This window comes from Pantoea sp. X-Soil-OKNW-713 (assembly GCF_059730685.1).
The window spans coordinates 1,462,346-1,485,510 of record NZ_AP035995.1 but is presented as its reverse complement, the minus strand read 5'-3'; the positions used below and the strand labels follow the sequence as shown (position 1 = coordinate 1,485,510).

Annotated in this window: 17 protein-coding genes; 9 read left to right on the top strand and 8 right to left on the bottom strand. The window is 53.6% G+C overall.

Translation table 11 applies throughout. The features are described from left to right. Positions 1-189 precede the first annotated feature (189 nt). From focA to pflA, 3 genes are all read left to right on the top strand, one after another. A complete protein-coding gene (gene focA / locus AC6I8R_RS06815) occupies positions 190-1,050 on the top strand; it encodes a formate transporter FocA (RefSeq protein WP_415174072.1) in 861 nt (286 codons plus the stop codon). Between the two features lie 73 nt (positions 1,051-1,123). Beyond that, complete coding sequence (pflB, locus tag AC6I8R_RS06810; RefSeq protein WP_415174071.1) at positions 1,124-3,409, top strand: formate C-acetyltransferase; 2,286 nt, start codon at positions 1,124-1,126, stop codon at positions 3,407-3,409. A gap of 155 nt (positions 3,410-3,564) precedes the next feature. Continuing rightward, positions 3,565-4,305, top strand: a complete 741-nt coding sequence (gene pflA, locus AC6I8R_RS06805; RefSeq protein ID WP_021182597.1) for a pyruvate formate lyase 1-activating protein — start codon at positions 3,565-3,567, stop codon at positions 4,303-4,305. Positions 4,306-4,375: 70 nt separating this feature from the next. Here pflA and AC6I8R_RS06800 read toward each other — a convergent pair whose 3' ends face one another. The 6 genes from AC6I8R_RS06800 to lrp all read right to left on the bottom strand — a co-directional run bounded on the left by AC6I8R_RS06800 (position 4,376) and on the right by lrp (position 13,353). Next, a complete protein-coding gene (locus AC6I8R_RS06800; protein WP_036624587.1) occupies positions 4,376-5,527 on the bottom strand; it encodes an MFS transporter in 1,152 nt (383 codons plus the stop codon). A gap of 313 nt (positions 5,528-5,840) precedes the next feature. Continuing rightward, positions 5,841-7,133 (bottom strand): serine--tRNA ligase, encoded by a 1,293-nt coding sequence (gene serS, locus AC6I8R_RS06795; protein WP_415174070.1) that lies wholly within the window; start codon positions 7,131-7,133, stop codon positions 5,841-5,843. Positions 7,134-7,226: 93 nt separating this feature from the next. Then, entirely contained in the window at positions 7,227-8,576 is a 1,350-nt protein-coding gene (locus AC6I8R_RS06790) for a replication-associated recombination protein A (RefSeq protein ID WP_021182594.1), read from the bottom strand. Positions 8,577-8,583: 7 nt separating this feature from the next. Continuing rightward, positions 8,584-9,195 (bottom strand): outer membrane lipoprotein periplasmic chaperone LolA, encoded by a 612-nt coding sequence (gene lolA / locus AC6I8R_RS06785; RefSeq protein ID WP_021182593.1) that lies wholly within the window; start codon positions 9,193-9,195, stop codon positions 8,584-8,586. Positions 9,196-9,370: 175 nt separating this feature from the next. Then, entirely contained in the window at positions 9,371-12,739 is a 3,369-nt protein-coding gene (locus AC6I8R_RS06780; RefSeq protein ID WP_497832047.1) for a DNA translocase FtsK 4TM domain-containing protein, read from the bottom strand. 119 nt (positions 12,740-12,858) lie between these two features. Then, entirely contained in the window at positions 12,859-13,353 is a 495-nt protein-coding gene (gene lrp, locus AC6I8R_RS06775; RefSeq protein WP_006118610.1) for a leucine-responsive transcriptional regulator Lrp, read from the bottom strand. Between the two features lie 523 nt (positions 13,354-13,876). Here lrp and trxB point away from each other — a divergent pair. From trxB to infA, 5 genes are all read left to right on the top strand, one after another. Beyond that, positions 13,877-14,842: a thioredoxin-disulfide reductase gene (trxB, locus tag AC6I8R_RS06770; protein ID WP_021182591.1), complete on the top strand. Its 966-nt coding sequence runs from the start codon at positions 13,877-13,879 to the stop codon at positions 14,840-14,842. Between the two features lie 145 nt (positions 14,843-14,987). Then, entirely contained in the window at positions 14,988-16,757 is a 1,770-nt protein-coding gene (gene cydD, locus AC6I8R_RS06765; protein ID WP_497832046.1) for a heme ABC transporter permease/ATP-binding protein CydD, read from the top strand. Then, the gene (gene cydC, locus AC6I8R_RS06760; protein ID WP_497832045.1) at positions 16,757-18,487 is read left to right on the top strand and encodes a heme ABC transporter ATP-binding protein/permease CydC; all 1,731 of its coding nucleotides are present in this window, start codon (positions 16,757-16,759) and stop codon (positions 18,485-18,487) included. The genes cydD and cydC overlap by 1 nt, the downstream gene beginning before the upstream one ends. Before the next feature lie 33 nt (positions 18,488-18,520). Then, positions 18,521-19,213, top strand: a complete 693-nt coding sequence (gene aat, locus AC6I8R_RS06755; protein WP_021182588.1) for a leucyl/phenylalanyl-tRNA--protein transferase — start codon at positions 18,521-18,523, stop codon at positions 19,211-19,213. Positions 19,214-19,559: 346 nt separating this feature from the next. Next, positions 19,560-19,778 carry a translation initiation factor IF-1 gene (infA, locus tag AC6I8R_RS06750; protein WP_002211347.1) on the top strand — a complete coding sequence of 73 codons (219 nt, stop codon included), beginning with the start codon at positions 19,560-19,562 and terminating at the stop codon, positions 19,776-19,778. Positions 19,779-19,934: 156 nt separating this feature from the next. Here the strand turns inward: infA and clpA are convergent, their stop codons facing one another. Together clpA and clpS are read right to left on the bottom strand one after the other, a co-directional pair. Further along, positions 19,935-22,211 carry an ATP-dependent Clp protease ATP-binding subunit ClpA gene (gene clpA / locus AC6I8R_RS06745; RefSeq protein WP_021182587.1) on the bottom strand — a complete coding sequence of 759 codons (2,277 nt, stop codon included), beginning with the start codon at positions 22,209-22,211 and terminating at the stop codon, positions 19,935-19,937. Positions 22,212-22,266: 55 nt separating this feature from the next. Then, on the bottom strand, positions 22,267-22,587 hold the full coding sequence (gene clpS, locus AC6I8R_RS06740; protein ID WP_021182586.1) for an ATP-dependent Clp protease adapter ClpS: 321 nt from the start codon (positions 22,585-22,587) through the stop codon (positions 22,267-22,269). Positions 22,588-22,910: 323 nt separating this feature from the next. Between clpS and cspD the strand changes: the two genes are divergently transcribed. Then, positions 22,911-23,132, top strand: a complete 222-nt coding sequence (cspD, locus tag AC6I8R_RS06735) for a cold shock-like protein CspD (protein ID WP_013508492.1) — start codon at positions 22,911-22,913, stop codon at positions 23,130-23,132. Positions 23,133-23,165: the final 33 nt, after the last annotated feature.

The window sequence follows — 23,165 nt, the reverse complement described above, 5'->3', positions numbered from 1 at the left end:
TGCGTTTCTCAACAATATTTGCAAATATTAAAAAATATTTATTTGATAATATTCAATTGGTTAATGCGGTTTCGCTTGCCCAATAGCCCCTGACACCCCCACCCCACCGGCCAAATATGATCCATATCAAATCCTGTCCTATACTCCTTTGTTAGTATTAATCCCAGATAATTCCTGGAGAGCGTTAGTGTGAAAACTGACAACCCGTTTAATTCATTATTACCGGCGGCAATGGCAAAGGTTGCTGAAGATGCCGGGGTTTATAAAGCCACTAAACACCCCTTAACCACCTTCTTTCTTGCCATAACCGCTGGCGTATTCATTTCTATCGCTTTTGTGTTCTATATCACCGCCACCACCGGTAGCGGCACGATGCCTTACGGCATGGCAAAACTGATTGGCGGCATCTGCTTCTCTCTGGGATTAATGCTGGTGGTGGTGTGCGGTGCTGACCTTTTCACCTCCACCGTGCTGATTGTGGTGGCTAAAGCCAGCGGTCGCATCACCTGGGCACAGCTGGGGCGTAACTGGTTAAATGTTTATATCGGTAACCTGATTGGCGCACTGTTTTTTGTCGCGCTAATTTGGCTCTCTGGCGAACATATGGTGGCAAACGGCGCGTGGGGCTTAAACGTTCTGCAAACTGCTGACCATAAAATGCACCATAGCTTTATTGAAGCCGTTAGCCTTGGCACCCTTGCCAACCTGATGGTGTGCCTGGCGGTATGGATGAGTTACTCCGGCCGCAGCCTGCTCGACAAAATGGTGGCGATGATTCTGCCTGTCGCTATGTTTGTTGCCAGCGGCTTTGAGCACAGTATCGCTAACATGTTTTTGATTCCGATGGCGATCATGATTCGCGACTTCGCCAGCCCGGAGTTCTGGCAAATGGCCGGAGCCAGTGCCTCACAATTCCAGGCGCTCAGTGTCGGTAACTTTATTGTCGACAACCTTATTCCTGTCACCATCGGCAACATCATTGGTGGTGGCCTGTTAGTCGGATTGACCTACTGGGTTATCTACCTACGCGGTGATGACCCGGTACATTAATTAAGTATTGAGTACGGGCACGCCTGATCGCGTGCCAAACGTGAAAGTTTCCCTAAATAAAGGCAGGTATATCATGACCGAACTGAATGAAAAATTGGCGGCAGCCTGGGAAGGATTTAACGCGGGCGAATGGCAGAACGGTGTCAACGTACGCGATTTCATCCAGAAAAATTACACCCCTTATGAAGGCGACGAGTCATTCCTCGCAGGTGCCACCCCGGCAACCACTAAACTGTGGGATAACGTGCTGGAAGGCATCAAGATTGAAAACCGTACTCACGCTCCGGTTGACTTCGATACCGACCTTGCTTCAACCATCACTTCACACGATGCCGGTTACATCAACAAGTCACTGGAAAAAATCGTTGGTCTGCAAACTGAAGCCCCGTTGAAACGCGCCATCATCCCGTTTGGCGGTATCAAAATGGTGGAAGGCTCCTGTAAGGTTTATGGCCGTGAACTGGATGCCTCACTGAAAAAAGTCTTCACTGATTACCGTAAAACCCATAACCAGGGCGTGTTTGATGTCTATACCCCTGACATCCTGCGTTGCCGTAAATCCGGTGTACTGACCGGTCTGCCAGATGCTTATGGTCGTGGTCGTATCATTGGTGACTATCGTCGCGTTGCGCTGTATGGCATCGACTACCTGATGAAAGACAAAGTTGCGCAGTTCAATTCACTGCAAAGCGACATGGAAAACGGCGTCAATCTGGAAGCCACTATCCGTCTGCGTGAAGAGATTTCTGAACAGCACCGTGCGCTGGGCCAGATCAAAGAGATGGCGGCTAAATATGGTCACGATATCTCTCTGCCTGCCACCACGGCGCAGGAAGCGGTGCAGTGGACTTACTACGGCTACCTGGCTGCGGTTAAATCACAGAATGGTGCGGCGATGTCGTTTGGTCGCGTGTCTACCTTCCTTGATGTTTACATCGAACGTGATATCAAAGCAGGCAAGCTGAATGAAGCCGAAGCGCAAGAACTGATTGACCACCTGGTCATGAAACTGCGTATGGTGCGCTTCCTGCGTACGCCGGAATATGATGAGCTGTTCTCTGGCGACCCGATCTGGGCAACTGAGTCCCTGGCAGGTATGGGCGTCGACGGTCGTACTCTGGTCACCAAAAGCACCTTCCGTTTCCTGAACACGCTGTACACCATGGGTCCATCACCGGAACCAAACATGACCATCCTGTGGTCAGAAAAACTGCCGATTAACTTTAAAAAATATGCGGCAAAAGTCTCCATCGATACTTCATCACTGCAATATGAAAACGATGACCTGATGCGTCCTGACTTCAACAACGATGACTATGCCATCGCCTGTTGTGTTAGCCCGATGGTGATCGGTAAACAAATGCAGTTCTTCGGTGCCCGCGCTAACCTGGCGAAAACCCTGCTGTACGCAATCAACGGCGGCGTTGACGAAAAACTGAAAATGCAGGTTGGCCCGAAAGAAGCGCCGATCACTGATGACGTACTGAACTTCGAAACCGTCATGGCGCGTATGGACCACTTCATGGACTGGCTGGCAAAACAGTATGTCACCGCCCTGAACGTTATCCACTACATGCATGATAAATACAGCTATGAAGCGTCACTGATGGCTCTGCATGACCGTGACGTTTACCGTACTATGGCTTGTGGTATCGCCGGTCTGTCTGTAGCTGCTGACTCACTATCAGCTATCAAGTACGCCAAAGTGAAACCGGTACGTGATGCAGATGGCCTGGCGGTTGATTTCGAGATTGAAGGTGAATACCCGCAGTTTGGTAACAACGACGCTCGCGTCGATGATATGGCCTGTGACCTGGTTGAACGTTTCATGAAGAAAATTCAGAAACTGGCGACCTATCGCAATGCTGTTCCGACTCAGTCAGTGCTGACCATTACCTCTAACGTGGTTTATGGTAAGAAAACCGGTAATACCCCGGATGGCCGTCGCGCAGGTGCACCGTTCGGACCGGGTGCTAACCCGATGCACGGACGTGACCAGAAAGGTGCGGTTGCCTCACTGACCTCGGTCGCTAAACTGCCGTTCGCCTACGCCAAAGATGGTATCTCTTATACCTTCTCTATCGTACCGAACGCGCTGGGTAAAGATGATAACGTACGTAAAACCAACCTCGCGGGCCTGATGGATGGCTACTTCCACCATGAAGCCAACAATATCGAGGGCGGTCAGCATCTGAACGTTAACGTGATGAACCGTGAAATGCTGTTGGATGCGATGGATCACCCGGAAAAATATCCGCAATTGACCATCCGTGTTTCCGGTTACGCCGTGCGTTTTAACTCGCTGACTAAAGAGCAGCAACAGGATGTGATTACCCGTACTTTCACCAAGTCCCTGTAATTCGTCCCGCTAAAAAAAGGCTCCTGCGGGAGCCTTTTCTCCAGGTCGTTTTGCCAGAAGGCTAACCGAGGCTCTCTGGCAAAACCGACTTAAACCTCAGAGCACGACACAGATTGTGCCGCCTGATACCAGGCCAAATTGGAGAACTCATCGCAATGTCAACCATCGGTCGTATTCACTCCTTCGAATCCTGCGGCACCGTTGACGGCCCGGGAATCCGCTTTATCACCTTCTTCCAGGGCTGCCTGATGCGCTGCCTCTATTGTCACAACCGTGATACCTGGGATACCCACGGCGGCAAAGAGGTGACGGTAGAAGATTTAATGAAAGATGTGCTGTCGTACCGCCATTTTATGAATGCCTCTGGCGGTGGCGTGACAGCTTCCGGCGGCGAAGCGATTCTCCAGGCAGAGTTCGTACGCGACTGGTTCCGCGCCTGCCGCGCCGAGGGTATCCATACTTGCCTCGATACCAATGGTTTTGTGCGACGTTACGATCCGGTTATTGATGAACTGCTTGAAGTCACTGACCTGGTGATGCTCGATCTCAAACAGATCAATGATGATATCCACCAGATTCTGGTCGGTGTCTCGAACCACCGTACCATGGACTTTGCCCGCTATTTGCAGAAGAAAGGTGTTCGCACCTGGATTCGCTATGTCGTGGTGCCCGGCTATTCCGACGATGATGATTCGGTACATCGCCTGGGTGAATTCACCCAGGACATGGACAACATCGAGAAGATTGAATTATTGCCTTACCACGAATTAGGTAAGCATAAATGGATTGCGATGGGTGAAGAGTACAAGCTGGAAGGTGTGAAGCCACCGACGAAAGAAACGATGGAACGGGTGAAGAACATTCTGGCTGGATATGGTCATCAGGTGATGTATTAACCCTGCCGGGCCAACACACCTCCATAGCGGCGCGATTTATCGCGCGGGTACGGAGGTGTGCAGACACGCTCTACGCGTGCGCCACAGGTGTGGCGTGATGGTCGGCTTTGCGCAGCAGCATCACCAGATAAACCAGTGCCACCCCCGCAATCATCACAAACAACAGACGATCTGAGTAGCTCTGCATCAACATCGCCGTGGTGCCCGGTCCAACCAGACTGCCCAGGGTGTAGCTGAACAGCAGTGCCTGATTCATCGCCACCAGTTCGTGATGTGCCACCGTTTCACACGCCCAGGACATCGCTACCGGATAGAGCGTAAACCCAGCCAGTCCCAGCACGAATAAGGCCGGGGCCATTGCCGCATCACTCAGCATCGCAATCGCTCCGAGGATGATGACAAACACCTGGACACGCAGCACCAACAAACGGCCAAAGCGATCGGCCAGACGCCCCACCGGCCACTGCCCAACGATACCGGAACTGACCAGCAGCGCCATCCAGTAACCTACCGTGGCATCGCTCATACCCTGATGTGCCAGATAAAGCGGCATTAAGCCATACAGTGAACCCAACAGAATCCCGGAGATAATGCAGCCGTTAATACCCAGACGCGAACTGCGACGGCGCATCATCGGCCAGATACGTCCTGGTGACGCATCTTCGCTGGCATGACCGGCATTCACGCGAACAAACACCACTGGTAACACCGCACAGAGCACCAGGGCCGTTACCCACGGAATAACATGCAACAATTCGGTTGAAACACGGCTGACCAGCAGTTGCCCGGCCACGGTGCCGAGATAATAAATAATCATGTAAGCAGCAAGTAACTGGCCGCGATTGCGCACGGTGCCGCTACAAAGCAAAGCGCTTTCCACCACTACCCACATCAGTGCGCAACCGACACCGGCGATAAAACGCAGCAGTGTCCAGCTGTAAAATCCACCCAGCAGCGCCATCCCCACGGTTGCCACGGCAAACAGGATCGTCGCCAGATAGTAGCAACGATTAAAACCGTAGTGGGTGATCAACCAGCCTGCCAGCAAAGTGCCTGCAAGGTTACCGGTATAATATGATGAACTAACCATACCCACCTGCCAGGTTGGCAGTTGATCATGCGTCAGCCATAACGGCACCAGCGTATTGAGCACAGCGATAGACACCGTCAGGAGCAGCAAACCGCAAAGCAGCAGCAGGACGGGGCGCGACCAGGTTGACATAGGGAAAAAACCAAAGGAATAGAGAGAATTGCGCGCAGTTTGCCAGTTGCTATTTTAAAGTCAATGTGCAAAAAAACACCGCCGCATTTTTTGCTGCTAACCAATTTAATTTTTTTATCTTCAGTTAGTTAGAGTACGAAAGAACTTTCTTAACCGTCTCGCTATCTCTATGAATTTGTGGATTTTTAGGCGATCAGGTTTCTCAGATGACGATAACGTTTATTTCTGATTAATTCCGGGTAAAGATTAAATCAGTTTTTTATTTGGGAAATAAAAAACCCGGCATTGCCGGGTTTTTAAAAACAGCGGGAGATTAGCCAATAAATTCAATACCGCCCATATACGGACGCAGAACTTCAGGCACTTCAATACGACCATCTGCCTGCTGGTAGTTTTCCAGCACGGCAACCAGCGTACGGCCAACCGCCAGGCCAGAACCATTCAGCGTATGGACCAGACGTGGTTTCTTCTCAGTCTTGCTACGGCAGCGTGCCTGCATGCGACGCGCCTGGAAATCCCACATGTTGGAGCAAGAGGAGATTTCACGGTAGGTATTTTGCGCCGGTAACCAGACCTCAAGGTCATAGGTCTTGGTTGAGCCAAAGCCCATATCGCCGGTGCACAGCAGCACTTTACGGTACGGCAGGTTAAGCAGTTGCAGCACCTTCTCCGCGTGACCAACCAACTCTTCCAGTGCCTGCATGGAGGTTTCCGGTGCGACAATCTGCACCATCTCCACTTTGTCGAACTGATGCATACGGATTAAACCGCGCGTATCACGACCGTAAGAGCCCGCTTCTGAACGGAAGCATGGCGTGTGTGCAGTGAGTTTGATCGGCAGGTTTTCTTCTTCGACGATCTCATCACGCACCAGGTTAGTCAGCGGCACTTCTGCGGTCGGAATCAGCGCATAGTTGCTGCTGCCCGCTTCTTCATCCAGCGGCTTGGTGTGGAAAAGATCTTCACCAAATTTAGGCAACTGGCCGGTACCATACAGCGTGTCATGGTTCACCAGATAAGGGACGTAGGTTTCAAGATAACCGTGTTGCTGGCTGTGCAGATCAATCATGAACTGGCTCAGGGCGCGATGCAGGCGAGCAATTTGCCCCTGCATTACCACAAAACGGGAACCGGTCAGTTTTACCGCAGAAGCGAAATCTAAACCTTTCGCCTGCTCACCCAATTCAACATGGTCTTTCACCTGGAAATCGAACTGACGAGGTTCACCCCAGCGCGCAACTTCGAGGTTTTCCGTGTCATCTTTACCCAGCGGAACTTCATCGGCGGGCAGATTGGGCAGCGCCAGAGCAAAATCACGAATTTCGTTCTGCAGGGCATCCAGTTCTGCTTTCGCGGCATCCAGGCGTTCGCCCAGCGCGTTCACTTCCTGACGCAGCGGCTCGATATCTTCCCCACGGGCTTTAGCCTGACCGATGGATTTGGATCGGGAGTTACGCTCAGCCTGCAGATTTTCGGTTTCTACCTGCAATACTTTACGACGCTCTTCATGGGAGCGCAGCGTTTCCACATCCAGTTTAAATCCCCGGCGTGCCAGTTTTTCTGCGACTGCGTCTGGCTCGTTACGCAGCAGATTGGGATCGAGCATGCTTATCCTGTGTAATTAAGGTTGATTGAACGAATGAAGTGATGCATCCCTCTGGAATGCATTGAATTCCTGGATCACCTTACCGTAACGCCTTTAGGAGCGGTAGCGTTTTATCGGGCTATTTTGATCCTGTTCAGCCAGCCAGGCGAGTTTTTCGCCAATTTTCCCTTCAAGACCACGATTGGTGGGATGATAGTAGCGTGTTTGTGCCATTTCTGGCGGAAAGTAGACTTCACCGGCGGCAAATGCATTCGGCTCGTCATGCGCGTAGCGATACTCCTTGCCCAGCCCCATCTCTTTCATCAATTTGGTCGGCGCGTTGCGCAGATGTTCGGGGACGTCATAATCCGGAAATTCGCGTGCGTCACGCATTGCCGCTTTGAAAGCGGTGTAAACGGCATTACTTTTCGGCGCACTGGCGAGATACACAATCGCCTGAGCAATGGCGCGTTCCCCTTCGGCGGGCCCGACGCGTGTAAAGCAATCCCAGGCCGCAATCGCCACCTGCATACCACGCGGGTCGGCATTGCCAACATCTTCCGAGGCGATGGCCAACAGACGACGCGCCACATACAGCGGATCGCCACCGGCAGTGATAATACGCGCATACCAGTAAAGGGCGGCATCCGGTGCCGACCCCCTTACCGACTTATGCAAGGCTGAAATCAGGTCATAGAAGCGATCGCCTTTGTTATCAAAACGCGCGGCGCGCTCCCCGGAAACCTCATTCAGCAACTGCGGCGTCAACTCACGCTGGCCAGCGCCGTTGGTTTCCGCCATATCTGCCATCATTTCCAGCGTATTCAGCGCGCGGCGAGCGTCACCGTTCACCAACTCAGCAATCATGCGGCGCGTATTATCAGGCAATAAAATGTCGCTATTACCGTAACCGCGCGCGCTGTCCTGCATCGCCTGCTGTAAAACCTGCTCAATATCCGCAGTGGTTAATGATTTCAGCAGGTAGACGCGCGCCCGTGACAACAACGCTGAATTCAGTTCAAACGAGGGGTTTTCGGTGGTAGCACCTATAAAGGTGATGGTGCCATCCTCAATATGCGGCAAAAACGCATCTTGCTGGCTTTTGTTAAAGCGGTGCACCTCATCAACAAACAAAATGGTGCGACGCCCAACCTGGCGATTTTGCCGGGCGCGTTCAATCGCTTCACGGATCTCTTTCACGCCGGATGTCACAGCGGAGATGCGCTCAACATCGGCTTTGCCATAATGGGCGATGATCTCGGCCAGGGTGGTTTTCCCTGTCCCTGGCGGCCCCCACAAAATCATCGAATGCAGATGCCCCGCCTCAATCGCACGGGGCAACGGTTTACCTGCTGCCAGCAGATGTTGCTGACCGATGTATTGTGCCAGCGTCACTGGCCGCATACGTGCGGCCAGTGGCTGAAACTCATTGCTGGAGGAGAAATCCAGGGAAAGATTACTCACCGTGACCTCACTGACGTTGATCGTCTACCGTTACCCCTTTCGGCGGCGTAAAGGTGAATTTATCCGGGCTAATTGCCCCATTGGTCTGACTTTTCAGCTGATAGCTGCTGCGCTGTCCATCCTGTTCAATCGCACTGAATTGATTGATGGTGCCAGATGGCGTGACCGTGATGGTGAACTGCTTGAGATTGCCGTCGCTACTTTTCGGCGTCAGCTCAAAATTATCGCCCTGCTGTTTGATGTTGTACTGCTTCCAGTCGCTCGGCTGGTTACGGGCGATCAACATAAACGGGGTGTTGCTGGTGGCATTTTTCAGCCAACTGGCGCTAACCTGCTCGACAAACGGATTGTAAAACCACAGGGTTTTACCATCGGAAATGATCACGCTTTCGTCCGGTGCCGTCATATGCCAGTTAAACAAGCTGGGACGTTTTACCCACAACTCACCTTCACCATCTTGCACGTTCGCTCCGCTACCATCGGTCACCTTCTGGCTAAAGCTGGCATGGAAGCTGTTCACTTTATTCAGACGCTGCTGCAAATCGCTGGAAGCATCAGCCAGCACGGAAGCGGAAAGAAAAGAGGCCAGCAGACCGCAGGCAATCACGCGTAATTTCATCTGATTCGATTCCTTATTCATTGTTTCCCGACACTTACTGCATTAAACGTAGTTGCCGCACTGTCTCTTCGACAGGAGAAAAAGCCGAAAGCTCCCGTTGATATGGGGATCGACTGCCAGATAAACAATGGGCCAGTAAATACTGGCCCGGGATTAACGGTTGGAGAGTAAGCAGTTACATCTCATGCGGCGGTGGCGACAGCACCTCACGGTTACCATTATGTCCAGGTTCAGACACAATCCCCTGCGCTTCCATCTGTTCAATGATGCGCGCGGCGCGGTTATAACCGATACGGAACTGGCGTTGCACACCAGAAATCGATGCACGACGCTTATCCACCACAAAAGCCACCGCCTGGTCGAACAGCGGATCCAGCTCTTCATCGCCTTCCAGACCGGCGGCACCGCCTTCGTTCTCCTCGCCTGCCGTGATGCTATCGATATACTGTGGGCGACCACGCGCTTTCCAGTCCTGCACCACCGCATGAACCTCCTGATCGCGAACAAATGCGCCATGTACACGCATTGGCATCGACGAGTTGGGCGGCATATACAACATATCACCCATGCCGAGCAGCGATTCCGCACCGCCCTGGTCAAGGATGGTACGCGAGTCGATTTTACTCGATACCGTAAAGGCGATACGTGTCGGGATGTTAGCTTTGATTAACCCGGTAATCACATCCACTGACGGACGCTGGGTCGCCAGCACCAGATGGATACCTGCCGCACGCGCCTTCTGCGCCAGACGGGCAATCAGTTCTTCCACTTTCTTGCCTACCGCCATCATCAGGTCGGCAAATTCATCTACCATCACCACGATGTAAGGCAGTTTTTCCAGCACTGGTGGCGTGGTGTCCATACTGTCACCAGGCTTCCAGAATGGATCAGGAATCGGACGGCCCATCGCCTCAGCCTGTTCCACTTTTTCGTTGTAACCGGCAAGGTTACGCACGCCAAGCGCAGACATCAGCTTATAACGACGCTCCATCTCACCCACACTCCAGCGCAGCGCATTCGCCGCATCTTTCATGTCGGTCACCACTTCTGTCAGCAGGTGCGGAATGCCTTCATACACCGAAAGCTCCAGCATTTTCGGGTCGATCATGATAAAGCGCACTTCTTCCGGCGTGGCTTTGTACAGCATGCTGATGATCATGGCGTTCACGCCGACCGATTTACCCGAGCCGGTGGTACCCGCCACTAGTAAGTGCGGCATTTTTGCCAGGTCGGCCACCACCGGCTGACCGGCAATATCTTTACCCAGCACCACTGCAAGCGGCGAAGGATTGTCGCGGAATTTGGCGCAATCCAGCACTTCACGCAGGTAAACCGTCTGACGATGCTTGTTCGGCAGTTCCAGACCAACATAAGGTTTGCCGGGAATCACCTCAACCACACGTACCGCCACCGCCGACAACGAGCGGGCCAGATCACGCGACAGGTTGGAAATACGCGCGGCTTTGACGCCAGGTGCGAGGTCCAACTCAAAGCGGGTGATGACCGGCCCCGGCGAGATACCGACGACCTCCGCCTTCACGCGGTAATCAGCAAGGCGCGCTTCTACCAATCGCGCCGTTTGCTCCAGCGCGAACATATCTACCGGCTCTTCTTCCGAGGGTGGTGGCGTCAGCAGATCCAGCGTGGGCAACGGCGTGGATGGACGCTCCAGCGGCTGTTCATGGCGCACCAGGAAGGGATGGAACAGGCTATCGTGTACCGATTTGGCCGGTTTCTCTTCTGCAACCGGTTCCGCTTCTTCAGCGGCTGACCACGGGCTGCTCTCTTCATCGAAGGACGGCATCACCTCCGGCTGCGGCGCAACCGGCTGCTGCCACTGTGCAGGCGCTGGAGCTTCAGGTTCTGGCGTGGCCGCAATGGTGAATAACGGTTCACTCGGGCTGTCATCCACCAGATCTTTCATCGGTGAGAAATCAAAGGCTGACGATGTGTCGAGATTAAATACCGGCCCTTCATCCGCTTCAGCTTCTTTTTCTGCACGGTAACGCTGTTGCTGCTGTTCAGCAAACTGACGCGCCAGTTGTGCCTGCTGCAACGCATCTTCGTCTTCCGCATCCGTGTGCCAACTTTCGCCATAACGCTGCTGCTGTTGAGACTGAAAAGCGTCACGCAATTGCGCTTCCTGTAACGCCGCAGCATCTTCTGCCGCAACAGGATCCAGCGCGGCGCTAGCCTGCTGTTCTGACTCTTTAGCTTTCTCTTCAGCCATCCGCTGTGACGGAAGCTTGATGCCATAAGAAGCCAGCTCACGGCGAGTGGGTAATTTCACCGGGTTCGGACGAGGCAGCTCCGGGCCAATACCCTGTTTAACCTGCGGGTTGTAATCACGCTCCGGCACCACATCGAAAGCAGGCGTATAAGGCGCACTGGAAGCAGCAACTTTTGCCGCTCCGGCGGCCAGCGCCACACTGGCGGTGGTATTGAGCGCGGAGGGTGCCTGCGCAGCATCCTGCCAGTTCCCCATCCTCGGGCCATCGTCCTCGTCGACCGGTGAGAACGGCGAGGTTTCCGCCGGCACTTCAAAACGGTACAACGGCGGCGCGGCGGGAGTTTCAGCCACCACCGGTGTTGTCGGAGCAGGAGGAACCGTGGCCACAGGCTGGACCGATTGCACCACCGGCTGCGGCGCAGCGGGCACAACCGCTGGCGACGTTGTCGGTGGTACTACGGGTTCCTGGCGAGCCGCTTCGCTGCTCACCGCAACCGCTGCTGCCGTAGCGGCACTGGCTTTCGCCAACAGGGGATCATCCCCGGCAGCATCAAGCGGTGCCTCATTCACCTTACGAGGTTTTGCCAGCAGCACATCATCGTCATCAGATGCAGCCGCACGCAACGCGGGTACAGCTTCATCGGCCGGCTCCTGCTCGTCCTCGTATTCATCTTCTTCCTGCCAGGGTTCATCCTGGCGGGAGCGATTGCTGGCAAATGTCAGCACCCCCATCACGACACCGCCGATTCTTTCGGCAATCGTTAACCATGACCAACCGGTGTAGAGGGTAATCCCTGCTGCCCAGACGCACAGCAGCGTTAAAGTGCCACCTGCGGAGCTGAACCAGGGTGCCATCGCGTTGCTGATCAGGCTGCCGATCACACCGCCGGAGGCGAAATACCAGATGTCGTCAGCGTTAAGCGCCGCCAGACCACAGGTGGTTACCACCAGCGCCAGCACGCCAATCAGACGCAGCCCCACCGCAAAGTAATCGATGTAGTCGTGACGATCGCGCTGACGGAAAGTAATCCAGCACAAGCCAATAATGACCGGAGGAATGGCATAGGCCATCACGCCGAAGATAAACAGCAAGGTGTCGGCTAGCCATGCACCGACGCTGCCACCCAGATTGTGGATAGGCTCGTGCCATGCCGTTTGCGACCAACTGGGATCGGAAGGGTTAAAACTGACCAAAGAAACCATCAGATAGATGGCAAACAGGGCCACAAGGATAAGCAACGCTTCAAGCAGCCGACGTCCGCTGCTCAGCGGTTGTAATGAAACGTCTTTGTCTTCTGTATATTCCTGGCTCAAGAGAACTCTCCAGGTGCCTGTAAATTAAGAAGGCAACAACGTCGGGCTGGCCCGACGCTGGTCCTGTATGAATTCACAGGAGTGTACCGAAATCCTGCACGCTTTGCACCTGCCCTGCGTTAACGGGTTTTGATCACCAGGCGATTGCTCTGTTTGACCTCTTCCATTACCACATAGGTGCGGGTGTCGTTTACGCCCGGCAGGCGCAGCAAGGTCTCACCCAACAGCTTGCGATATGCTGACATATCCGGCACACGGGTTTTCAGCAGATAGTCAAAGTCACCGGAAACGAGGTGACACTCTTGAGTTTCCTCAAGTTTTTGCACGGCGGCGTTAAATTGCTCAAACACATCTGGCGCGCCACGATTCAGAGTAATCTCAACAAATACCAGCAGCGAAGCATCGAGATAGTGCGGGTTGAGCTGTGCGGTATAGCCAAGAATGAAACCCTGACGTTCCAGGCGACGAACACGCTCAAGACACGGCGTCGGCGATAATCCAACACGTTTCGAAAGCTCGACATTGGAAATACGACCGTCTTTCTGCAATTCATTCAGAATGTTTCTGTCGATACGATCCAGATCTTTTCCGGGGCGCTTCTTATTGTCTACCATTATTATTGTCTCTCTTAATTCCTTCCCTTAACCTGCCACACCCTGAAAACATTCATTGCTCAGGGCCTTACTCGAAGTGAAGACGATAAGCCTGTGCAGTAATGCGACCATCCGTATGACGCATGTTGTCTGTCCACATCATGCGTCATTACCAATGTCAGACTGTTTAAATCTGGCGAAACAAACCAAAACAGGTATGAAATTCTGTTTTGTATCGCTAAATCTTCTTTGCTTCTGACAATGTTTTCGCAAATGCGCAGGCGATTGTCAAAGTAAAACATCCAAATTCAGTACAAGATGCCAGACAGAGTGCTGGGTTCCTGTTTTCTAATGAGATTTTTTATACAGCTGCACCACTAATTACCGAGCATTGCCCCCTTTTGGCGCAATCCGCGTGCAGAATTCCTTCTCATCGTCTACGCCGCTCGCAGCGATTGTTAACAAAATTGCTGAAGACTTTTTTTGCGGCGGCAATTTCCCTACAATCGCTAGCTATGTTGTCAGACAAAAAACTGAGGAACACATGAGTACGGCCAAACACAGTAAGCTGCTCATTCTGGGCTCCGGCCCTGCCGGTTACACCGCTGCAGTCTATGCCGCGCGCGCCAACCTGAATCCGGTATTGATTACCGGTCTGGAAAAAGGCGGTCAGCTCACCACCACCACTGAAGTGGAGAACTGGCCAGGCGACCCGCACGATCTGACAGGTCCATCGCTGATGGAACGCATGCACGAACATGCCGAAAAGTTTAATACCGAAATCATTTTCGACCATATTCACACGGTCGATTTGCAGAACCGTCCTTTCCGCCTGACCGGTGACAGCGGCGAGTACACCGCCGATGCGCTGATCATCGCGACCGGTGCTTCCGCCCGTTATCTCGGCTTGCCGTCAGAAGAAGCGTTTAAAGGTAAAGGCGTATCGGCCTGTGCAACCTGCGACGGTTTTTTCTATCGCAATCAGAAAGTCGCGGTCATCGGTGGCGGCAACACCGCCGTGGAGGAAGCGCTGTACCTGGCGAATATCGCTGCTGAGGTGCATCTGATTCACCGTCGTGACAGCTTCCGTGCCGAAAAAATCCTTATCGACCGCCTGATGGAAAAGGTACGCAACGGCAATATCGTGTTGCATACCGACCGTACGCTGGACGAAGTCGTGGGAGATCAGATGGGCGTAACCGGTCTGAAACTGTTGTCGACCAAAGGTGACGCTGCTGAATCGCTGGAAGTGGCCGGCCTGTTTGTCGCTATCGGCCACAGCCCCAACACCGCCATTTTTGAAGGCCAGTTAGCCCTGGAGAATGGTTACATCAAAGTTCAGTCTGGTCTGCATGGCAATGCGACCCAGACCAGCATCCCTGGCGTGTTTGCCGCGGGCGATGTGATGGACCATATCTATCGCCAGGCAATCACCTCAGCAGGCACCGGCTGTATGGCGGCGCTGGATGCAGAGCGTTACCTGGATGGTTTGGTTAAAAACGATAAGTAACTTGTTAATAACCTGATCATATTTGCTGAAGGCGACCTGTTTTGGTCGCCTTTTTTATTACCTGCGTGCTACAGTTCATGCGCCTGACGTTGTTGGGGTTTTTGCTTCGCAACGACTTCTCTTCTGAGTAATTGAACGGCTTCGTATGAACAAATCGCGGCAACAGGAACTTCTCCGCTGGCTCCGCCAGCAACGTCATCACGGTGCGCGTAGTTTGCGTCTGGTTTCTCTATTGGGATTTGCCAGCGCCCTGGTGATTATCGCCCAAGCCTGGCTGCTCGCCACGCTACTTCAAGCCCTGATCATCGCCCATCAACCTCGCACGGAACTGTTGAGCCAGTTTGCCCTGTTGCTACTGTGTTTTGTGCTGCGTGCCGCGCTGAATTATGGCCGCGAAATGGCAGGCCAGCGCGCCGGAATGGCGATTCGCCGCGCCTTGCGTCAGCAGGTTCTGGACCGTCTGAATACGTTGGGTCCGGCATGGATTCAGGGCAAGCCCGCCGGTAGCTGGGCCACCCTGCTGCTGGAGCAAATTGAGGAGATGCAGGAATATTACGCGCGCTATCTGCCACAGATGTCGCTGGCGGTGTTTATTCCCTGCGCCATTCTGGTGGCGATTTTCCCGATTAACTGGGCGGCTGGCCTGATTTTACTGGTTACAGCACCCTTGATTCCGCTGTTTATGGCAATGGTCGGTATGGGCGCGGCCGATGCCAACCGCCGCAATTTCCTTGCGCTGGCGCGTCTGAGCGGTGATTTCTACGATCGTCTGCGTGGCCGTGAAACATTGCGCCTGTTTGATCGCGCCAGTGCAGAACAACAGGCCATCACCCGCAGCACCACCGATTTTCGTCAGCGCACCATGGAAGTTCTGCGTCTGGCCTTCCTCTCTTCGGCGGTGCTGGAGTTTTTTGCCTCCCTGGCGATTGCCGTGGTCGCGGTGTACTTCGGCTTTTCCTATCTTGGCGAGCTGAATTTTGGTCATTACCACGGCGGCGTCACGCTGTTTGCCGGTTTCCTGGCCTTAATCCTCGCGCCCGAATTCTTCCAGCCGCTACGCGATTTAGGCACTTTTTATCATGCTAAAGCCCAGGCGGTGGGCGGTGCCGATGCACTGGATCGTTTCCTGCAAGAAAGCCCGGAAGTGCAATCTGACGAATCAGGCGAGCCGTTCACCTTCTCCGCCCCGCTACAACTAACAGCCCAGGATCTGGTAGTTATGACGGCCAAAGGGGAGTCACTGTCCCAGCCGTTGAGCTTTAACCTGAGCGCAGGTAAACGGGTCGCGCTGGTAGGGCAAAGCGGTGCCGGTAAAACCGCGCTGATGAATGTCCTGCTCGGCTTTCTCCCCTATCAGGGATCCCTGAAAATTAATGGTCGCGAGTTGCGTGATATGCCACGTTCAGACTGGCAACACCATCTCGCCTGGGTCGGCCAAAACCCGCACCTTCCGGCTGCCACCTTGCGCGACAATGTGCTGATGGGACGCACCGTGAGTGAGGCTGAACTGGAAAACGCCCTCAATCAAGCCGGGGTCACTGAATTTCTGCCGCGTTTACCTCAGGGGCTGGATACAACGCTCGGCGATGGCGCAACCGGCTTATCCGTCGGCCAGGCACAGCGCATTGCCGTTGCGCGCGCCCTGCTGAAACCGGCACAACTGCTGCTGCTCGATGAACCCGGTTCTGGCCTGGATAGCCAAAGCGAGCAGCGCGTGATGAGCGCCCTGAAACAGGCCGCTACGCGGCAAACCACCCTGATGATTACGCACCAACTCAGCGATCTTGCCAGTTGGGATGAGATCTGGGTGATGCAAAACGGCCAACTGGTGCAACAGGGTGACTGGCAGCAGTTGCATCAGCAGGAAGGTCCGTTGCGTGAGATGGTGCAACATCGCCAGAGGGAGATTGCCTGATGCATAGCCTGATGCCTTTTTTACGTCTGTGGCGACGCCATCCGTGGCGTCTTGGTCTGGGGATCGTGCTGGCCATCGCCACGCTGTTAGCCAGCATCGGCCTGTTGACGCTCTCCGGCTGGTTCCTCGCCGCCTCTTCGGTAGCAGGCGTGGCTGGTTTGTACAGCTTCAACTACATGTTGCCCGCCGCTGGCGTGCGTGGTGCAGCCATTATTCGTACTGCCGCCCGCTATTTTGAGCGTCTGGTCAGCCACGACGCGACCTTCCGCGTATTGCAGCATTTGCGTGTCTTTACTTTCAGCAAATTAATTGCGCTGGCACCGCAACAACTGGCGCAGTTCCGTCAGGGTGATTTGCTGAACCGCTTTGTCAGCGATGTCGATACGCTTGACCATCTTTATCTGCGTGTGATCTCCCCGCTGATTGGCGCGACGGCGGTGATTCTCGCCGTGACGCTGGGATTATCCTGGCTGGATGTGCCACTGGCACTGCTGCTGGGCGGCATCATGTTAGCAACCTTGTTGCTGATGCCACCGCTGTTTTGGCGCGTTGGCGCAGCGGCAGGTCAGCGTATTGCACGCCATCAGGCCAACTGGCGGTTACAGCTGACGCTGTGGCTTACTGGTTTAGCCGAGTTGCAAATTTATGGCACGGCCGCACGCTGGCGCGCGCAACTGGATCAGGAAGAAACCGACTGGCAGCAGGCACAACGTAAACAACACCGTTTACAGGCGCTGGCGCAAAGTTTGTTGCTACTTATCACCGGTGTGACGGTCACGCTGTTGCTGTGGATCTCTGCGGCAGGCGTCGGTAACGATAGCGCACCTGGCGCGTTGATTGCGTTGTTCATCTTCTGCGGATTGGCGGCCTTTGAAGCACTGGCACCGGTCGCAGGTGCGTTCCTGCCTCTGGCGCAGGTCACCAGCGCGGCACAGCGGGTACAGGAGATTATCGATCAGCCTCCGGCTATTCGTTTCCCGAGCGCCAAAATCCACTCCACACCCGGCATCAGCCTGGCGCTGGATAATATTCAGTTCAGCTATCCACAACGCCCTGAAGCGGTTTTGAATCATTTTTCCCTGCATTTGCAGCCAGGCGAACATCTGGCGCTGCTTGGGCCAACCGGTTGTGGCAAATCCAGCCTGCTGGCATTGATTACCCGTGGTTGGGAAGCGCAACAGGGCAGCATCACGCTGAACGGCCAGCCTCTCGCGAACTGGGATGAAGCCTCGTTGCGTCAGCGCATTAGCGTGGTGACACAACGGGTGCATCTGTTTAGCCAGACCCTGCGCGACAATTTGTTGTTGGCAGCACCGACGGCAAGCGATGAACAACTCATCGAAGCCCTGCATCAGGTCGGCCTCGGCCATCTGGCGGATCACAGCGAAGGTCTGAATGCCTGGATGGGAGAAGGTGGTCGCCCTCTTTCCGGTGGCGAACTGCGTCGTCTGGCGATTGCGCGCGCGGTGCTGCATGGTGGCGATTTATGGTTGCTGGATGAACCAACCGAAGGTCTGGATGCTACCACTGAGCAACAAATTCTGACGCTATTGCAGCAGGTCAGCCACGGCAAAACCCTGATTATGGTGACGCATCGTCTTAGCGGCCTGACCCACATGGATCGTATTTGCGTGATGGACCAGGGACAAATCATTGAATCGGGTACCCATGACGAATTAATCTCAAAAGCAGGACGCTACTGGCGTTTCCATCAACGGTTTGCGCTATAGTCTTAGCGAACTGCCGTAAGGGTGATTAACGCAATGAGATTGGTTCAACTGTCACGCGATTCGCTGCATTTCCCGCCTCCGGAAATGGCGCTACGCGAGCCAAATGGCTTGCTGGCGATGGGGGGTGATCTCTCCCCTGCTCGTCTGATGAATGCGTACCAGCGTGGTATTTTTCCGTGGTTTTCGCCCGGCGACCCGATTCTCTGGTGGTCGCCCGATCCGCGCGCGGTGATGTTACCGGAATCATTCCACCTCAGCCGCAGTATGGCGCGTTTTCACCGTCAATCCCCCTATCGTGTCACCATGAACCAGGCGTTCGCGCAGGTACTGGAAGGCTGCGCCAGTAATCGTCAGGAAGGCACCTGGATCACCTTCGAGGTCAAACGCGCCTGGCTACGGTTGTATGAACTGGGCCATGCGCATTCGGTTGAAGTGTGGCATGAACAACGTCTGGTCGGGGGGTTGTACGGGCTGGCACTGGGACAGATTTTTTGTGGCGAGTCGATGTTCAGCCGCCAGGAAAATGCCTCCAAAACCGCGTTGTGGGTTTTCAGTCAGCATTTTCTGCAACATCATGGCCGACTGATTGATTGCCAGGTACTGAATCCCCATACCGCCTCGCTGGGCGCCGTAGAGATTCCGCGCGTGGATTATTTGCAGTATGTACAAACCCTGGCATGGCAGCCTGTTTTAGCGGGTTGCTGGCAAACACAAACCCTTTTTTGAGCGCTGGCGCAGATGTTTTGCACACAATACGCAGTGAAAGTGATATAATAGTCGAGTTTGGTATGTCGTCCGCGCTTCGCTGTGGCGAGCCGGAATTGCCAGGCTGGGAAAGTGACTGTTTTCCCGAAGCTGTTTCAGTTGCGCATCAGAGGCCAATTGCTACAGATTCTTAGCCCGCTAATCCCCCGCAGACGTCAAAAACACCCGAATTTATCCGTAATGCACGCGCAATTGGCGCGACGCACGGCGAAGTGTTGGCAAAATCACCAACGTTTCTTTACATAAATCATGGAATTCGGCATTATCTTGCCGGTTCAACAGTTTGGTAGTTCACCCAGAGGATTCGATGGCCAAAGAAGACAATATTGAAATGCAAGGTACCGTACTGGATACGTTACCTAACACCATGTTCCGCGTAGAGCTTGAAAACGGGCACGTGGTTACCGCTCATATCTCCGGTAAAATGCGCAAAAACTACATCCGCATCCTGACGGGCGACAAAGTGACTGTCGAGTTGACCCCGTACGACCTGAGCAAAGGCCGCATTGTCTTCCGTAGTCGCTGATTTGTTGTTCACGTCACGCGTTTTCTGAACGCGAAAAAAGGCCGGATTCGTATCCGGCCTTTTTCATGCGCAATCCGTAGCGGCGCGATGCAGGCATATAAAAAAGCCCCCCTGATGCAATGCACCAGAGGGGCTTTTGACCTGCAAGGCTTTTAATTAATGCACGGTACCTTCGGTTTTACGTTTTTCCGCACTCAGGAAGTGATACGTCAGCTGGTTTTTCTCTTTATCCAGCGCGACGGAGACTGAGCCACCATCTACCAGTGAACCGAACAACAGTTCGTTGGCGAGCGGTTTTTTCAGGTTTTCCTGCACGGTACGCGCCATTGGACGTGCACCCATTGCTTTGTCGTAACCTTTTTCAGCCAGCCAGTCACGCGCATCATCGCTAACTTCCAGCGACACGCCTTTCGCATCCAGCTGAGCCTGAAGCTCAACAATAAATTTATCCACCACCTGATGAATCACCTCAGTCGACAGGTGACGGAACCAGATAATGTTGTCGAGACGGTTACGGAACTCCGGCGTAAAGATCTTTTTGATCTCTTCCATCGCGTCAGTGCTGTTGTCCTGCTGAATCAGACCAATCGATTTACGCTCGGTTTCACGGACCCCGGCGTTGGTGGTCATCACCAGCACCACGTTACGGAAATCGGCTTTGCGACCGTTGTTATCCGTCAACATGCCGTTATCCATCACCTGCAACAACAGGTTGAACACATCCGGATGTGCTTTCTCGATTTCATCCAGCAACACCACGGCGTGTGGATGTTTGATCACCGCATCGGTGAGCAAGCCACCCTGGTCAAAACCGACATAGCCCGGAGGCGCACCAATCAGACGGCTGACAGTATGACGCTCCATATATTCCGACATATCGAAACGCAGCAGCTCAATGCCCAGCGCTTTCGCCAGCTGCACCGTCACCTCGGTTTTACCTACCCCGGTCGGACCGGCAAACAGGAAGGAACCTACCGGTTTACGTTCCTGGCCAAGACCCGCACGGCTCATCTTGATGGCTTCAGTCAGTGCCTCGATGGCATTATCCTGACCAAATACCAGCATTTTCAGACGATCGCCGAGGTTTTTCAGCGTATCGCGATCGGTTGCCGAGACGCTTTGTTCCGGAATACGCGCAATACGCGCAACCACCGTCTCAATATCCGAGACATTGACCGTTTTTTTACGTTTACTGGCAGGCACCAGGCGCGCACGCGCACCCGCTTCATCGATCACGTCGATTGCCTTATCAGGCAGATGACGATCGTTGATGTATTTCACCGCCAGCTCCACCGCCGCACGGACCGCTTTGGCGGTATAGCGAACATCGTGGTGCGCTTCGTATTTCGGTTTCAGACCGTTAAGGATTTGCACCGTTTCTTCAACCGACGGTTCAGTGATGTCGATTTTCTGGAAACGACGCGCCAACGCCCGATCTTTCTCAAAAATGTTACTGAATTCCTGATAGGTGGTTGAACCCATCACGCGGATTTTACCGCTGGAAAGCAACGGCTTGATCAAGTTCGCTGCATCCACCTGACCACCCGATGCCGCTCCCGCACCAATGATGGTGTGGATTTCATCGATGAACAGAATGCTGCTGTTGTCCTGCTCCAGCTGCTTCAGCAGTGCTTTGAAACGTTTTTCAAAGTCACCACGATACTTGGTGCCCGCCAGCAGTGAACCGATGTCCAGTGAATAGATGGTGCAATCTTTCATCACTTCCGGCACATCGCCCTGCACAATCCGCCAGGCAAGGCCTTCCGCAATCGCGGTTTTACCGACACCGGATTCCCCCACCAGCAGCGGGTTGTTTTTACGGCGACGGCATAATACCTGAATAGCCCGTTCCAGCTCTTTCTCGCGGCCGATCAGCGGGTCTATCCCACCGACTCGAGCAAGCTGATTAAGATTGGTGGTGAAGTTTTCCATACGTTCCTCCCCGCCTGCTTGCTCTTCGTTAACCGGATTTTCCGCATTCTGTGCCTGGCCAGGCTCGTCTTTACGCGTACCGTGGGAGATAAAGTTCACCACATCGAGGCGGCTCACTTCGTGTTTACGCAGCAGATAAGCCGCTTGCGACTCCTGCTCGCTGAAAATGGCGACCAGCACATTGGCACCCGATACTTCGCTGCGCCCGGATGACTGGACATGGAAAACCGCACGTTGCAGCACGCGCTGGAAGCTGAGCGTCGGTTGCGTATCGCGCTCTTCTTCACTGGCAGGCAACACCGGTGTGGTTTGTTCGATGAAGGCTTCGAGTTCCTGTCGCAGAGCCACGATATCCACCGTACAGGCTTCCAGTGCCTCTCTGGCCGACGGGTTGCTGAGCAGAGCCAGCAACAGATGCTCGACGGTCATAAACTCATGACGGTGCTCACGCGCTCTGGCGAAAGCCATGTTTAAACTGAGTTCCAGTTCTTGATTGAGCATTAGGCACCTCCCCCAATTATCGCTCTGACGACCTTTCCCCTATATGGAGACGGTTTCAGGCTTTTTCCAGCGTACACAGCAACGGATGTTCATTATCTCGTGCGTAATTGTTCACCTGGGCAACTTTGGTTTCCGCCACTTCCGCAGTAAATACACCACAGATCGCCTTTCCCTGGTAGTGAACTTTCAACATCAGCTGCGTTGCACGTTCAACATCATAAGAAAAGAACTTTTGCAGAACGTCAATAACAAATTCCATAGGTGTATAATCGTCATTATTCAGAATGACTTTATACATTGAAGGCGGCTTTAACCCTTCGCGTACTTTGTCTTCGGCCAGATGTTCAAAATTAAGCCAGTCGTTTGTGTTTGCCATAATGTTCCGTCGAAATTCTGCGTTACGGTTGTGCGCATTTCTGCGCTCACACCTAAAGTTTAACATGTCTGTCAAGCCATTTTCCCATTACTAAAAAATGGCCCTGAAAGCACATGCGCGACCTGTATCACAAAATTTGCAATAGCGTTAACTGCCTCAAATTTTGATGAATTTCCCCCTGCGCGCCCGGGTCGTTTGCTTGACGATAAGGACCGTTTCTCTACATTCTACTTACACAAGCTGAGTGAGTTTTGAACAAGCTCGACTCACAGCTTCAATGACCTCACCTACTTATCAAAATGTCTTGCGAGGGAAGTAAAAGCATGGAGACGGGTACTGTTAAATGGTTCAACAACGCCAAAGGCTTCGGCTTTATCTGTCCGATTGGCGGCGGCGACGATATCTTCGCACACTACTCCACGATCCAGATGGAGGGATACAGAACGCTGAAAGCCGGCCAGCAGGTTCAGTTTGATGTCCATGAAGGGCCAAAAGGCAATCACGCCAGCCTGATTGTGCCGGTGGAGACATCGGTGCCGGTATAAACCTGCGCCACTTCATCCATTCTGACCACTCCC

Coding starts and splice junctions, on each gene's coding strand:
- pflB (WP_415174071.1), top strand. CDS start 1,124: ATGACCGAACTGAATGAAAAATTGGCGGCAGCCTGGGAAGGATTTAAC.
- pflA (WP_021182597.1), top strand. CDS start 3,565: ATGTCAACCATCGGTCGTATTCACTCCTTCGAATCCTGCGGCACCGTT.
- AC6I8R_RS06800 (WP_036624587.1), bottom strand. CDS start 5,527: ATGTCAACCTGGTCGCGCCCCGTCCTGCTGCTGCTTTGCGGTTTGCTG.
- serS (WP_415174070.1), bottom strand. CDS start 7,133: ATGCTCGATCCCAATCTGCTGCGTAACGAGCCAGACGCAGTCGCAGAA.
- lolA (WP_021182593.1), bottom strand. CDS start 9,195: ATGAAATTACGCGTGATTGCCTGCGGTCTGCTGGCCTCTTTTCTTTCC.
- lrp (WP_006118610.1), bottom strand. CDS start 13,353: ATGGTAGACAATAAGAAGCGCCCCGGAAAAGATCTGGATCGTATCGAC.
- trxB (WP_021182591.1), top strand. CDS start 13,877: ATGAGTACGGCCAAACACAGTAAGCTGCTCATTCTGGGCTCCGGCCCT.
- cydD (WP_497832046.1), top strand. CDS start 14,988: ATGAACAAATCGCGGCAACAGGAACTTCTCCGCTGGCTCCGCCAGCAA.
- cydC (WP_497832045.1), top strand. CDS start 16,757: ATGCATAGCCTGATGCCTTTTTTACGTCTGTGGCGACGCCATCCGTGG.
- aat (WP_021182588.1), top strand. CDS start 18,521: ATGAGATTGGTTCAACTGTCACGCGATTCGCTGCATTTCCCGCCTCCG.
- infA (WP_002211347.1), top strand. CDS start 19,560: ATGGCCAAAGAAGACAATATTGAAATGCAAGGTACCGTACTGGATACG.
- clpA (WP_021182587.1), bottom strand. CDS start 22,211: ATGCTCAATCAAGAACTGGAACTCAGTTTAAACATGGCTTTCGCCAGA.
- clpS (WP_021182586.1), bottom strand. CDS start 22,587: ATGGCAAACACAAACGACTGGCTTAATTTTGAACATCTGGCCGAAGAC.
- cspD (WP_013508492.1), top strand. CDS start 22,911: ATGGAGACGGGTACTGTTAAATGGTTCAACAACGCCAAAGGCTTCGGC.